General features: G+C 52.4%; 15 protein-coding genes and 1 pseudogene. 10 read left to right on the top strand and 6 right to left on the bottom strand.

Features of this window, described 5'->3' with window-relative positions:
• Window positions 1-18 precede the first annotated feature (18 nt).
• Entirely contained in the window at window positions 19-456 is a 438-nt protein-coding gene (locus tag NDI65_RS20880; RefSeq protein WP_310894273.1) for a hypothetical protein, read from the bottom strand.
• Window positions 457-605: 149 nt separating this feature from the next.
• Here NDI65_RS20880 and NDI65_RS20875 point away from each other — a divergent pair, with 149 nt between their 5' ends.
• A complete protein-coding gene (locus NDI65_RS20875) occupies window positions 606-800 on the top strand; it encodes a hypothetical protein (RefSeq protein ID WP_310894272.1) in 195 nt (64 codons plus the stop codon).
• A 555-nt stretch (window positions 801-1,355) separates the two neighbouring features.
• Complete coding sequence (locus NDI65_RS20870; protein ID WP_049913530.1) at window positions 1,356-1,721, top strand: nucleotidyltransferase domain-containing protein; 366 nt, start codon at window positions 1,356-1,358, stop codon at window positions 1,719-1,721.
• A gap of 41 nt (window positions 1,722-1,762) precedes the next feature.
• On the opposite strand, the gene NDI65_RS20865 is transcribed toward NDI65_RS20870, so the two are convergent.
• Window positions 1,763-2,992: a transposase gene (locus tag NDI65_RS20865; protein ID WP_310894271.1), complete on the bottom strand. Its 1,230-nt coding sequence runs from the start codon at window positions 2,990-2,992 to the stop codon at window positions 1,763-1,765.
• Window positions 2,989-3,402 carry an IS200/IS605 family transposase gene (gene tnpA, locus NDI65_RS20860; RefSeq protein ID WP_310894270.1) on the bottom strand — a complete coding sequence of 138 codons (414 nt, stop codon included), beginning with the start codon at window positions 3,400-3,402 and terminating at the stop codon, window positions 2,989-2,991. The genes NDI65_RS20865 and tnpA overlap by 4 nt, the downstream gene beginning before the upstream one ends.
• Before the next feature lie 164 nt (window positions 3,403-3,566).
• Between tnpA and NDI65_RS22240 the strand changes: the two are divergent.
• Window positions 3,567-3,920, top strand: a pseudogene (locus NDI65_RS22240) (HEPN domain-containing protein); the annotation flags it as partial.
• A 185-nt stretch (window positions 3,921-4,105) separates the two neighbouring features.
• Complete coding sequence (locus NDI65_RS20855; RefSeq protein WP_310894269.1) at window positions 4,106-4,576, top strand: hypothetical protein; 471 nt, start codon at window positions 4,106-4,108, stop codon at window positions 4,574-4,576.
• Between the two features lie 84 nt (window positions 4,577-4,660).
• Here NDI65_RS20855 and NDI65_RS20850 read toward each other — a convergent pair whose 3' ends face one another.
• Window positions 4,661-4,978: a hypothetical protein gene (locus tag NDI65_RS20850; protein ID WP_310894268.1), complete on the bottom strand. Its 318-nt coding sequence runs from the start codon at window positions 4,976-4,978 to the stop codon at window positions 4,661-4,663.
• Window positions 4,979-4,983: 5 nt separating this feature from the next.
• Window positions 4,984-5,358, bottom strand: a complete 375-nt coding sequence (locus NDI65_RS20845) for a helix-turn-helix domain-containing protein (protein WP_310894267.1) — start codon at window positions 5,356-5,358, stop codon at window positions 4,984-4,986.
• 341 nt (window positions 5,359-5,699) lie between these two features.
• On the opposite strand from NDI65_RS20845, the gene NDI65_RS20840 reads away from it, so the two are divergent.
• Window positions 5,700-5,927 carry a UPF0175 family protein gene (locus NDI65_RS20840; protein ID WP_310894266.1) on the top strand — a complete coding sequence of 76 codons (228 nt, stop codon included), beginning with the start codon at window positions 5,700-5,702 and terminating at the stop codon, window positions 5,925-5,927.
• An 86-nt stretch (window positions 5,928-6,013) separates the two neighbouring features.
• Here the strand turns inward: NDI65_RS20840 and NDI65_RS20835 are convergent, their stop codons facing one another.
• Entirely contained in the window at window positions 6,014-6,427 is a 414-nt protein-coding gene (locus NDI65_RS20835) for a MarR family transcriptional regulator (RefSeq protein ID WP_310894265.1), read from the bottom strand.
• Window positions 6,428-7,387: 960 nt separating this feature from the next.
• On the opposite strand from NDI65_RS20835, the gene NDI65_RS20830 reads away from it, so the two are divergent.
• From NDI65_RS20830 to NDI65_RS20810, 5 genes are all read left to right on the top strand, one after another.
• Entirely contained in the window at window positions 7,388-8,767 is a 1,380-nt protein-coding gene (locus NDI65_RS20830; protein WP_050460485.1) for an AAA family ATPase, read from the top strand.
• A 621-nt stretch (window positions 8,768-9,388) separates the two neighbouring features.
• The gene (locus tag NDI65_RS20825) at window positions 9,389-10,246 is read left to right on the top strand and encodes a ParA family protein (RefSeq protein WP_310894264.1); all 858 of its coding nucleotides are present in this window, start codon (window positions 9,389-9,391) and stop codon (window positions 10,244-10,246) included.
• Entirely contained in the window at window positions 10,246-10,677 is a 432-nt protein-coding gene (locus tag NDI65_RS20820; protein WP_310894263.1) for a hypothetical protein, read from the top strand. Before NDI65_RS20825 ends, NDI65_RS20820 begins: the two co-directional genes overlap by 1 nt.
• Window positions 10,678-10,868: 191 nt before the next feature.
• Window positions 10,869-12,266, top strand: coding sequence for an ATP-binding protein (locus NDI65_RS20815; RefSeq protein WP_310894262.1), 1,398 nt, complete (start codon window positions 10,869-10,871; stop codon window positions 12,264-12,266).
• 493 nt (window positions 12,267-12,759) lie between these two features.
• The gene (locus tag NDI65_RS20810) at window positions 12,760-13,083 is read left to right on the top strand and encodes a hypothetical protein (protein ID WP_310894261.1); all 324 of its coding nucleotides are present in this window, start codon (window positions 12,760-12,762) and stop codon (window positions 13,081-13,083) included.
• Window positions 13,084-13,302: the final 219 nt, after the last annotated feature.

The raw sequence follows: 13,302 nt of genomic DNA, 5'->3' as shown, positions 1-13,302 counted from the left end.
GACTCCGTGCGAGGTCCCTCAGAAGAAGGGAACGATACTGACACACTCAGCCGTCGACGTCCCGGTGAAGCCGATGAACATCTCGATGACGACGGCAAACAGTGGCGTTGTCACCGCACTCATACCGGCTCTGTTGCGCCAATTTTTGAACGTCTGAACTGACTGCGGGTCCTTCGGGAAGGCCGCAGCAGTGTGGAGAATGTACGAGAGGATTGCGGCCCCAATCATGAGCGTGCCCACGACCAGTGGGGCTGCTTGGTTAATCGTCTCGGCGAGGGGGGTTCCACAGATGCCACTGCCGACGCCCTCCTGGGCAGCGACAGTCGTACTCATCGTGACGATGATTAATCCAGCAGTGAGCAGAGTGTGGCTGCCATATTTCAATATATGTGACATGGACGATTTAACAGCCGGTGGATATGTGTTCAATATTTCAAATCCGTACGTTTCAGTCAATCTAATAGCCATTTTCCTAGACATTATGTCAGTTTCTATCTAAGCGGTCGGTACTATATTATTAGTAGATTTTGGCCAATTTTCAAACGGTTGATGGGTTGGATGACCCAATACTTTTGTATTGGTTGTGGACAGTCTTAGAACGCTACATGACACGTCCAAATGCGGATATTCCGGAGGGGGTTCACGGGAGTATGAAAGAGCTCGGAAAGATGTACGGAATCTCGACTGAAGAGGCCTATATTTTGGCTGCGAAAGTGCTGCTGAATCTCGAGTCGGGGATCGAGTACAATCCGGATGGGGAGCTCGTTGAGACGTTCCTCGAGAAGCACGCTAAGAAATGAGTAGAGAGACGGAGAGTCAACTTACTGAATTTAGATTAGTGCAGGGAAGGGGCCGAGCCGTCCAAGGACGCGAATTCACTCGGTTTCGAGAGCTGCATAGATATCTGCATGGCGGCGTCTGTCAAGCCGCGCCATTTCAAGCGCAATTTCGTGGCGTTCCTCGTCAGTCTCTGCCGAATGGTATCGTTCGTAGAGTTCGCGGACTTCGTCTTCGGTAGAACGTGAGGAATCAGTGCTGGACGTCATCTCCTACTGTTGTGTAGTTTCTGATGTCGTTTGGCTGTTCCGTCGTGTACAGGCGTGAAAATACACGACTGCGTGTCGGGTAATCTGTAGAATCCTGCCTTTGATCTTTGAGATACTCGGCTCTGTTGAACTCATCAAACCTTGACAGGATGTGCGTGGCACATACAGAGGATGTGTCGGTCACCATAAGCACAGATAGCAGCCTCATGTTCCCACGTGAAGTAAAACTGCAATCGTGATTAGATTGCTCAAAGTTGAGGGCTGCCCAACAGGGGAAAATAAATGACACCGAGGAACGTAACCAAGTATATGAGCAACGAGACCGCGAACGGAGTCACGTCGGCCAATGCCCACGCCGTCGCAGCGGACGCGTTCGTCAATCAAGCGCGGTCCGAACATGGCGATGAAATCGCCGAACTGTACGTCTTCGGTTCCACAGTCCGCGGCGAAACTCGTGGACTTGCCAGCGACGTTGATGTCCTCATCGTCCTCAACGAAGACGCTAATCAGGATGTCGCCGCTGATTCTCTCCGTGACCTCGCCTACGATGTGATGCTCGAATACGGACCTGTCGTCGAACTCCACATTCTTTCAGAGACCGCGTTCGAACGCCACCAACACGAGGGAACCCCCTTCATTAGAAACGTTGTCACTGAAGGACGCTCCTATGCCTGAGGATGAAGAGCCCGGCGATGCTGCGGGTGAACTACCCCGCCCTACGCACTTCGTGCGTTGAGGACGGGGCTTCCTGTTTCTACGACGAGGCTTGCAGACACCACCGTAGCGTCCACAGCGGCCCCAGTCTCCGCAGGCGTTGATTCGGGCATTCCCTGCCCTACTTCAGAAAAAGCACGCTGAAGGATGTTGTATGCCGCATTCAGGTCACGGTCACACTCGAACTCACACGACGGACACGAATGTTCACGAACCCACAACGGCTTCTCGGACGATACACCACACTGACTGCACTCCTTGGTCGTGCCACGAGGATTTACCTTCACGAAGTGCGTACCGGCACTCTCAGCCTTGTACGCTAACATGTCGATGAAGGTTCTCCAAGCGGCGTGAGCCACGTTCCGACTATTCCGTGGTTTCTCCAACAAGCCAGTGGTGTTGAGGTCTTCGACGGCGATGAAGTCGTGATTCTTCACGTACCACGACGACAGTTTGTGCAGGAAGTCTCGGCGCTGGTTGACGAGTTGAGTATGCGCCTTTGCAACTACGACTCGCTGTTTCTCATAGTTGTTCGACCCCTTTTGTCTCCGAGATAACTTGCGCTGTTCTCGGGCGAGTCGGTCGCACGCCTCAGCGAAGTCAGGGAACCCAACCGAGAGGTTGTTGGAATCGTGTGTATACTTGCAGATTCCCACGTCGATTCCAACAGGGTTCTCTATCTCATCAAGCGGCGTGGGCTCAGGAGCCTCTTGTTCAGTCTCTATGCCGAAGATTGCCCACCACGTTCCTGTGGAGTCTCGTTTGAGTTTGATTTGCTTTATGACCGCTTCTTCGGGGAGTTCTCTGTGATATCGAATTGGAATGTCACCAATCTTCGAGAGTCGGAGTCGGTCGTTCCGAGTCCCGGTCTTGATGAGTTTGAACCCGGACTGGTTGTACGTGAACGTCTTGTACCAGCTTTCTCCTTTGTAGCGGAGTCTCCCTACCTTACGACCGTTCTTCTTTGCTCCTGAGAGCGATGAAAGGTTGTCGTAGAGGCGTTTGACGACCATCTGTAATACCTTCGAGTGGACGTTCTTCAGTTCAGGCCACTCATTGCGTTTGAGATCAGGGAGTGTTCCTTGCAAGTCATACCGACTCGGAATCTCGTTTGCCTCGTTGAGTTGGTTGAGGAAGTGATTGTACACGTGTCTACAGGTATCGAGCGTCCACGCTAACTGGTCCTCCTGCGAAGGCGTGGGGTAGAGGCGATACTTGTAGTTGTAGTTCATTCGTTCTCGATTCGCTGATTCTCAACATACTGTTGCAGCACGTCAAGTGAGACTTGACCAGTGCTGATGAGGCAGTACGATTGACTCCAGAAGGAGTCACCCCAGAGTTTGTCACTGAGTTGGTCGCCGTACTCGTTTCGGATTCGCCGGGAGGTCGAACCCTTGAGTGTGTTGACGAACTTGGCGAGGTCTGTCGTGGGGGTTGCTGAGAACAGCAGGTGGATGTGGTCGTCTGCGGCTTCGAGGTTGAGGATTTCGACTCCGTAGTTGTCTGCGAAACCGTCGATGCATGTCCGAAGGAAGGCCTCGATTTCCTCGGTGAATACGTCCCGTCGGTATTTGGTGACGAGTATGAGGTGGTAGTGGAGCGCGTATTTTGAGTGCGCGCCTGATTCGAGGTCGTACTTCATTCGGTTACTGTGATAATACGGTAACCAAATATATGAAGATGGTGATGTGTTGCGTTTTATCGTGGTTAGCCTATATTTTGTACGGCTGTATCCCCGCCCTACCCGCTCACTTCGTTCGCTCCTTGAGGACGGGGACTTAGCCTGCAACAGTTAAAGACCAACTCCGACAGGCTCGCCGAGCACTGGCGGACGCTGAGGGTGCGCAAGACGCACAACTTTCTGATGTCGTTATCATCAATCGGCTGTACTATGCCTGTTTCCACGCTGCACAAGCTGTCCTCTATCACCGTGAACACGACCCGACTAGCCACAGAGGTGTTCTCACCCTCTTCGGGTCCGAAGTCGTTGTCGCCGGTGACGCATCACGTCAAGATGGCCGGTTTCTCAATGACCTCTCTGAACTCCGCAACCGAGCAGACTATGGCTATGGAGAACTCGACGAGAACGTCGATGCACTTCTGACACGGACACAACAATTCGTCTCCCAGATGGAGGCACTCTGTTCTGCGTCTAACTAGCTAATCCACACCACGTTCACGTGAACGGCTGAGCCACTATATGTGAGAATTCAACCGTCGTGGTCGGGAAGTGTTTCAGTGACCGACTTGCACCCTGTATTCAGAGAGTGCGACGCTTGTTGACTGACTACCGTCACTTCGCGACCCGAAATACACAAGCACGACCTCTGAGTGCAGAACTACCAATGGAGACCAAGCAGATACAGACGTCTCGCCCGTATGGAGAAACCCGGCTGGTCACCGCATCCCAATGGGCTGTCACAGCTGCACTCTTTTTCCCCACTGCCGGGAGTGGACTTATTCTCCTCGTGAGTGCTGTGACCAGCTGGACACCAGCCGAACTCCTCCTCTGGAGTCCGCAGCTCCTTCAGCTGCTATTCGTGTTCGCAGTCTTGATCGGCTTCGTCAGTGGTGCCTACTGGCCGGTATTCAATGGACAAACCAAAGCGCGCGAGGTAGCGTTGTACACTCCTCGACGAAAGAGTGCCAAGATGTTGTCTGGCGGTCTCGCGCTATACTGGGTCATTTCACTCTGGGAAGTCATTACGGTCACGGACTTACTGCAGAATATGTTCGTGGCCGGCTCTGCAATCCTCATCTGTATCTATATGTATGCGTACGATGTTGGCGGCGAGGGAGGTTGGCTTTCAGAATGATACTCTTCGCCTGTCCGTTGTCCAGTCTGTACGGTGCCTGACGCCCGTCGAGAAGTACCTCTGCCATTAGTTCGCCTACACGTCTTACTGGACATATCGTGTCTGTCGAGCAGCCGCGGTGTCTGTGAACTCTTCAGTAACCTGAGCAACTGCACGCTCGATATCACTGTCCATCAGCGAAACGATGGCCCACGGCGAAACAAACGACTCTCGGTCTAATGTTCCAGTCTTGTATGCGCCATCAAGTGGAAGACTGGCCGAGTACTCCTTCGTCGTAATGCCGAGTGCGATATACTGGTTGCCAGCAAATGGATGACTTGAGTCGCTGAGGATGAGATACGGACGTCGAGGAGTATGCCCGAATGGGTCTGCTGCGACAACGATTACGCCACGCTCATACATCAGATCTACTCCGCACCCGAGTCTGACTGTTCATACTCATCGAGGTCAGGGAGATTTGCATCCCAGTCCGGATTCTCGTCGTAGTAGTCGCCCTCAAACTGCTCGCTCACGGCAGCCAACCCAATCAAACTCGCTGTGTGTGCATCGTACGCATCAGGATTGATTGCCCAATACTCGCCCTTATGACGCACAAACCCCTGGTCGTGGAGTCTGCTCAGTGTCGTCCCAACACTCCCTCGCGGGATGTCGAGCGCCTCAGCGATCTCCCCTGCTCGATACCCTGTCTCTGGGGTCGCTGCGAGGAATCGAAGAATTGTCCGTCCGTTCGTATTCGCTCCAGGAAGATCGGACGGTTGGTAGTTTTCGAAGTCGACGGGCATACGTAACAGTATGTAATAGAGCGTAATAGACTTAGTGGAGCATTCGTCCCAAAGTACTCTTTTGAACGCTGGAAGGTCTCAATTGACGCATTCTCCAATAGAAGTGCGATGAATCTGAGGTCGTTGGTGTGTACTAGTTTTACTGGCAATAGTGGTGTGTCTGACAGAGTATCCGCAGAGTGGCGAGTGTATCTAGCGAGGACACTGTTGAAAGCCAGAGACGACGCAGTATCCGCATCGATGGGCGTTGTCAGGTGGAAAAGCCTACATCTTGGCCTAGGAATTCTCTGCTAAATTGTCGGGGAGGTTCAAGATGCAGCGGAACTCAATTTCACAGAACTATGGGAACCCGAACTGATTCTGGCGGGGGCAATAACAACGACCTCGCAGAGGCTATTGGGCTGTTCATTCTCGGAGAGATATCCCTTGGAAAAGCTGCCGAGCACGCCAGTGTTTCCCGCTGGGAGATGGAATCAATCTTGAAGAAAGCCGGTGTGGACGGTCGGTACGGTCCTCGTTCTCGGAACGAGCTTGACGACGAAGTCAAGACAGCGCTAGATCTCGCATGAGGATGACTCTGTAGCCCCTGTTTTCGATGTGAGTTGTCTTGCCGTGCATCGGAGACCGAGAGCTTGACCGGGGTGCTGCATTATGACTACTGCTGTTCTGGACGGGGCGCGTTCTCGTACTTGACCATTTTCTCGGGCTTGTCGGAGATGGTCTCGTAGATCTGCTGGAGCGTCTCCTCAGCGGCGAGCAGATTGTGTTCCTCAAGGAATGCTCGACCGTCCTCGGTTAGGCCGTAGAACTTCCAGGGATAGCCCTGTCTGCGCTGGTCGTCGTCGAGTGCGACTTCCTTGACGATGCCGGCGTCGATCAACTTCTGGATGTGCTTGTAGACGGTGGCATCGCTGACACTGGGGTTGAGCTCCTCGAGTTCGTACATCGAAGGTAGCTGCTTGGGGTGCTGGAGGATGTTATTGACGAGAGCGAACCGCGTCTGCTGGGTGACGAAATGGATGAGTTCACGGGATCTCTCTCCGCCAGCGGTTCCCTGATCGGTACTCATACATCACAGTTCACAATCTGACGCAAAGTAGTTTACTCTTGAGTAAATTACTCTCGAGTAAAATTGAGGCAATAAACAATCGACGGTAGTCGAAGTTCCCGAGACGAATGGCCGTGTCGTCTTTTGGGAACCATGCGTACCAGGAAATCACGACACCCCCTCCCCGGATTTCAGATGAATTCAGCTCCAAGAGAAGTGGGGGGTCTGTCCGTGAACGCTTGCAACTACAGAGTCAGAGATGGTCGATTTGCTGTTAACAGAGCGTCTCCCGTGTGAATACTCGATGTTACAGTTCTCATGGAAAACGGGTGTGTCTGCATGTTATAATATAATTAACTGTATCGGTAAAGTAGTAGTAGTAGTAAGTGGCTTAGAGTCCCAATTTCAGCCAATACAACAAATATCTACAAAAGAGATCTTGGGTTCCTAATTACCATTATATACTAACCGCGAGTTTGTAAGTGGATACCAACGTGAATGTCCCATGTAGTCTCGCTTGGCCAAACTGAACACCACATTTCAGATGATTTCTCACCTACAACGTCTCTAACTGGTGTTTCTTAGGACTTCGAGAAAGAGACCAATACCTCGGAACTGCTCGAATTCCCCTCTGTGACCGTGTGAATTCATCTGAAATATGGTGTGGGTGTGTCCAAGTCACTAATTCGTGTTACAGGATCTCAAGAATTCATCTGAAATATGGTGTGAGTGTGTTCTGCATCTCGTGAACAAGCCACACTATGACGAGAATTCATTTGAAATGCGGTGTGGGACCTCGAGCACTCTACCTGTCTACGGATTCATCTGAAATCTGGTGTTAATTCATTTGCTTCCAATTCAGACTTTCTAAGAGACAAGTACGTTAGAATTCACTGGATAGAATCGTTTCGCTAATCAGATTCTACGTTTGAGGGTGTAGTAAGGAGAAGAATTAAGGCAATTTCATCTGAAATGTGGTGCATGCCTTCAAGCACGGAGCAGACGAGAACGCTTGGCGATTACGCTGCTGAGCACGGTGCTGTCGCTCACTCTCGCTCCGGATCTCGAGATGACCCCCTCTCAGTCCTTGATGAGGTGGACCCAATCTTCGCCAATGAGAACCTCCTCCGCATTGATCATATCCCAGAGCAGGACAAGATTGTTGGGCGGAATAGTCAAATCGAGACTGTTGCTCGTCGATTGAAGCCGACAATTACTGGAGGGTCGGGTAAGGGAACACTTCTTCTCGGGAAATCTGGGTCAGGTAAGACACTCGTGACCCGATACGTCAGTCGTGAGGTTGAAGAACGAGGGATGAACAACGATGTCCGCATCGGTCGCGCCATCATTGACTGCGCACAACGGCGCTCAGAGGTTCAAACAGTCATTCATCTCGCGAAGAAGCTGAACCAACCTGAGAAGACTGGTGTCAAGATTCCTCACTCCGGCATTGCGACTGGGGCGTATTACGACCGACTGTGGACGGTCATTGACGAGCTCTACGATGCGGTCATCGTTGTTCTTGACGAGATTGATCGTCTTGCACCACCTGACGACGCGAGAAGCGTCCCTCCTGAAGAAGCTGAGGACAGCAAGCTCCTCATGCAACTGTCTCGGGCAGGGGAAGAGAACGATGTCGAGGCTAGCATCACGGTCGTCGGTATCAGTAACGACCTCAAGTATGGTGATCGGTTAGACACTCGTGTTGAGAGTTCATTTGCGCCTGATGAGATTGTGTTCCCCGCATACGACGCAAACCAACTCGGAGATATTCTTGAACGACGTCGCGACGCCTACCGACCAGGCGTTCTCTCAGACGACGTCATCCCACTCTGCTCGGCGTTTTCTGCTCAAGAACATGGGGACGCACGTCGCGCACTCGACCTCTTTCGACTTGCTGGCGAAGTCGCTCGTGACGATGATGCCGAGCAAGTTCGTGGTGAACATGTCCGAACCGCCAACGACGACGCTGAAGTGACCCGTATTCAGGACCTGATCCGTGGCTGTCCAACTCAGGCCAAGATTGCGATTGCTGCACTTGCCGCGATGGACGAATTCACAAACCATTCACATTTCAAAGCGGCAGCAATGTATCAGGTGTATCGTATGTTTGCTGAAGCGATCGGCATGAAAGTGCTTGGACAGAAGCGTATCACTGACCAACTCCGTGAGTATGAGACGTTGAAGATCATCGATATGACTCGGACGAGTGACGGATACCGAGAGGGGACATATCTCCAACTCTCGTTACTGGATGAGGCAAGTCTCCTGTTACAATCGGTTGGCCTTGACGATCGTTGTTCAAAGATTCCTATTGATTCCCGGATACGCCAGCAGATAGTCGGTATTACTAGGGGATAAATCGCCTCGGCCAAGCCGAGACATCCGCACTGTTTTGAAACACCCCGCCTAAGGCTACCATCGCGGTCAAAGAGATCAACGACAGCCACTATTACTGGCAGTGGAAAAGAGCTGACCAAGCCAAATCCAAAGGTCCTGTTGACGACAACGAAGTAGGGTGTGAATATTTGTTGGTGGATTCTCGTGGCTGTATTGTCTCTTTTGAGACTATAGTTATATAGTATAGCTATGGTTGTTAGTTTCGCCTCATCGTGCAGGGGCGTGGTTTTGGTATAGGTGTTAAGTATAGCTATAAGATATAGTTCTCATTGTGTGGTGTGCTATTCGTCTAAGTACAGCACAAACACGAGTCGGTATAGTTGAAGAGTATAGTTAGACAATATCGCTCGGCGTTATCGGTGGTGTGTATGTCTGTATGCCTAATACTGGATCTTATCGCTTATAACGCCAAATAACGCCGATGGATGCGACGAGGTATCGCTGTGATTTATCGCTGGCTTGTGTTGGTTTTCACTATGGTCATACACTATAGTCCTGCACTATAGCTATACATTATAGTTGGATGATGTCGCTATAATTTTTGACCTAGATTTATATTCATGTCTTCTGAATACTCTTGATATGCTCACCTATGCTCCCGTCTCGGAGGCTGGCGGCGTCGGAAAAACGACAACTGCCGCAACACTAGCGGCAAGTCACGCACGCGCAGGACATGATGTCCTCGTAATCGACATGGACACACAAAACGGGAGCCTCACGTACTTTTTCGGCCCTGACTATGACCGTGGGGATCCGGAGGTCGATAACCTCGTTCGACACTTGGTCGGGCGTCCGAAAGGTGATCTCCACGACCTCGCCATCGAAGTTGAAAGTGGGATCGACCTAATTCCCTCGCACAACATGCTCGAGGACCTCCACGAGTTCCTCCTCAACGAGAAACAACAGGCCGAGAACTTTGGTGAATCCTACAGTATGTACCACCAACTGCACCGTGTCCTTCGTGAAGCAGATGTCCGAGATGAGTACGATGTAATCATCGTAGACTCTGCTGGCAAGGCAGGGCCCATCCTGTACAACGCTCTTGTTGCCGTCAGGAACGTCGTCATACCGTTTGAAGCGACTGCAAAAGGACAGGAGTCGATTGAAGGGCTCGACGACCTCGTCGACGGTCTGGAACAAAGCATCGACGTTGACGTGGGTGTTCTGTCAGTCCTCCCCATTGGGTACAAAGACACACGCGATCAGCGAGAGATTCTCGAAGAACTTCGTGAAAGCGGATTCCCTGTCCCAGTCGTAATCGGCGAACGCGGCTCTTTGATGGAAGGGTGCTGGAAACAGCAGTGCAGCCCATACAAATACGTCGAAGAGCACCGCGACCGAAAGCGTGACTACGAACTCGAGACGCTCGCCCAATTCGATGAACTCGCCCGCCATCTTGAGAAACAAGCTGGGCTTGAGGCCCCCGAGGTGACTGTGTGATGGGACTCAAGTCTGGCTCACGAGATGCTGGTCTCGACGATAGTGAAGACGATGTGGAGCAAGAACAAGGGGTCAGCGAAGCAGAAGCTGAGCCTGCTCCCGAACCTTTGTCAACCGATACAGAGGATACTGACACGGAGCCCAAGTCTGCATCCGAGAGTGAACCCAAATCGGAACCTCAGCGACCAACAATGGCTTCGATTCCGTACAAGCTCCGTCGTGACAAGGTGAACGAAGGTCGCGAGCAAGTACCATATTTCCTTCGTGAGGAGATAATCGACGGCGAGACAGAACTTCAGGACACGCTCGAAGAATTACTGGATGAGAAGGTGTACAAATCGGATTACCGAGAGGCTGCGATGGTCGTCGCCCAGCGACACCCTGAGCTTATCGCAGAGGTACTTCGTGAGTGGGGATACGATCTCAAGTGACTCGTTGAGTGCGCCGTAGACGGCGGGAATCTCTCCTTGAGTCAGGTAGTAAAGAGCCCGCTGATGTCACAGAGGAGACAAGGCGAGTGCCTCGGGGCTTGACCCCGAGGCGGTTCCCTCTTTCCAACCTATGACCTGAGGGGTTCTCCCGAAACGAATAAGTCATTATCACAGTAATCATTATCTAGAGTATGACCTTCTATAACCGGGTAGACGAGTTGGACGCGCTTGCTTCTGCGTTCGAGTCTTCTGGATCTGATTTCGCCGTTGTCTATGGTCGACGTCGTGTAGGGAAAACTGCGTTATTGAAAGAGTTCTGTGCTGGCCGACCACACATCTACTTCCTTGCGGCCCAAGAAGCCGAGCATCGGCAGCGTGAGAAATTCGTTGAGAAGCTCGCAGACTATTTCGACGAGCGGGTCCCACGGATCGACGACTGGGACGAGGCCTTCGAGTACCTTGGAGAGAAACTTCAGAACGAAGATCTGGTGATTGTCATCGACGAGTTCCCGTATCTCGTTGAAGAGAACGACTCTGTTCCCTCCTACTTGCAGGGGTTCGTCGATGAGCAACTCCAAGAGACAGATTCGATGCTGGTGCTTTGCGGGTCAAGTGTGAGCACGATGGAGTCAGAGGTCCTCGGACACGAGAGCCCGTTGTATGGACGGCGTACAGCGCAACTCGATGTACAGCCATTCTCCTTCAAACAGGCACGTGAGGTCATCAACTACGATACTGCAGACGCGATTCGTTCGTACGCGATTACCGGTGGAACACCAATGTACCTCACACTGTTCGACTACGGGTGCTCTCTCTCGGAGAATGTGCAGTCCCAGATTCTGTCGCCGACGGCGGTGTTGTACAACGAGCCAGAGTTCTTGCTTCGGACGGAGCTCCGGAATCCAGCCCGGTACATGAGCATCCTCGAAGCAGTGGCACTGGGGCACACGACGCCTAACGAGATTTCCGGTGCGACGGGAATCGATTCGGGTCCACTATCGAAGTACCTGCAGACACTTCGACGCCTTCGACTGATCGACCGGGAAGTCCCTGTTACCGCGTCAGGTAAGAAGTCGAAGCGGTCGCGGTACCACGTTGCGGATGAGTTTCTTCGATTCTGGTTTCGGTACGTCGAGCCGAATCGCTCCAGTATCGAAGAGGCACCGGAGGTCGTATACGACGGGACTATTGAGCCTGACCTGCCGACTCACGTCGCCACTACTTTTGAAGACGTATGCCAGGAAGCCGTCTGGGAAGGTATTCGGCGGGGTACCTTCGACCCATACTCGGCGGTCGGTCGCTGGTGGTACGGCGAAGATGAGATCGATATTGTCGGTCTCGCGCCGAACGACGACCGACTCCTACTCGCAGAGTGTAAATGGACGTCAGAACCTGTCGGCGAAGCACTCGTTGAAAGCCTCCGGGCGAAGGCAGCGAACGTTCGGTGGGGACCGGGGGATCGAGAGGAGCGATTCGCTCTCTTCTCGAAGAGTGGATTCGTCGATGGCCTCGAAGACGGGCTTTCCGAGAAGTGGTCACTGTTTGACCTCGAGGAGATTGACAAACTGCTAACCCCTGAACAGGGCTGACAGTATGACCTGCGTCTACGACCAAAGCTGGCGCTATAGTGACCATTTCTCAGCCAAACATCTTTGCTGTGGCATCGTGTGGACACTAGTGGAGACAGACTGTGTCACATGCGTCTCCACAATCCCCCATGACGAGTGATTCGACGGCGCTTGGCCGATGTCCTGATTGCGGCGAAGAGATCGAAGCCTATCAGTCGATTATTGAGTTCGAGGATGGCGATGGGACAACTGGCGTGTTCGCAGAGTGCTATTCATGCGATGAAGTCGTCCGCCCAGAGTGACGAACTGGTGCTACGTGCCCACGAGGAGGCCTGTGCTTGCATCCGAACATTGGCCGATTCATCGAAGTGCGTTGTAACGTAGCGCGAAATTTGGTTATAAAGAAGCTTCGAGTAGCGTTACAAACACGGGAGAGTGGGAAGTTAGCACCATCAGTTTAACCAACAAAATTTTTGATTAGCGTCCCGTGTTGGTTAACACGAGCCAACAGCCGATGTCCTACGAACCACCAACGCCGCCGCCGAACCTCCCCACAGAAGTCGTCAACGCCCTCAACGAGTTGGGGCAGAACCGTCTTCGGGACGTTGGCCGCTATGCCGAAGAGCTGGCCGAACACAAGGAGCGGGAGGCTCGTCTCGAGGACGAGTCACCGGAAGGCGAGATCGAAGAACGTCGTGACGACCTTCCAGACGATGTCCCCACAAAGGCGACGCTTACCACCAAAGAGATCAACAACAACCGAGACTACTACTGGCAGTGGCGAGAGGGAGACAAAATCAAGTCGAAGTATAAAGGCCCAGTCAATCCGGACGGGTGAACGAGAGAAACGCGCACGTACGGTTCAGCACCCCGTGTGCAAGATGAAAAATTGAGGAAGAGAAGGCTGGTCATGAAGGGCTCTCGCGTAGGGATAGTGCACATTTAGATTTTGCACACTGGGGTTGAGTTCCCAGCCTAGACGAGTCAGGACTTACACTCGTGACTGGGGGTGTGCGTTCGGGTAACCCCTCCAATCATGCAAACGGAATAATCCGTG

The sequence above is a fragment of the Haloferax sp. S2CR25 genome (assembly GCF_031624535.1).
GTDB classification, from domain to species: domain Archaea; phylum Halobacteriota; class Halobacteria; order Halobacteriales; family Haloferacaceae; genus Haloferax; species Haloferax massiliensis.
This window is presented reverse-complemented; position numbering and strand designations above follow the sequence as displayed.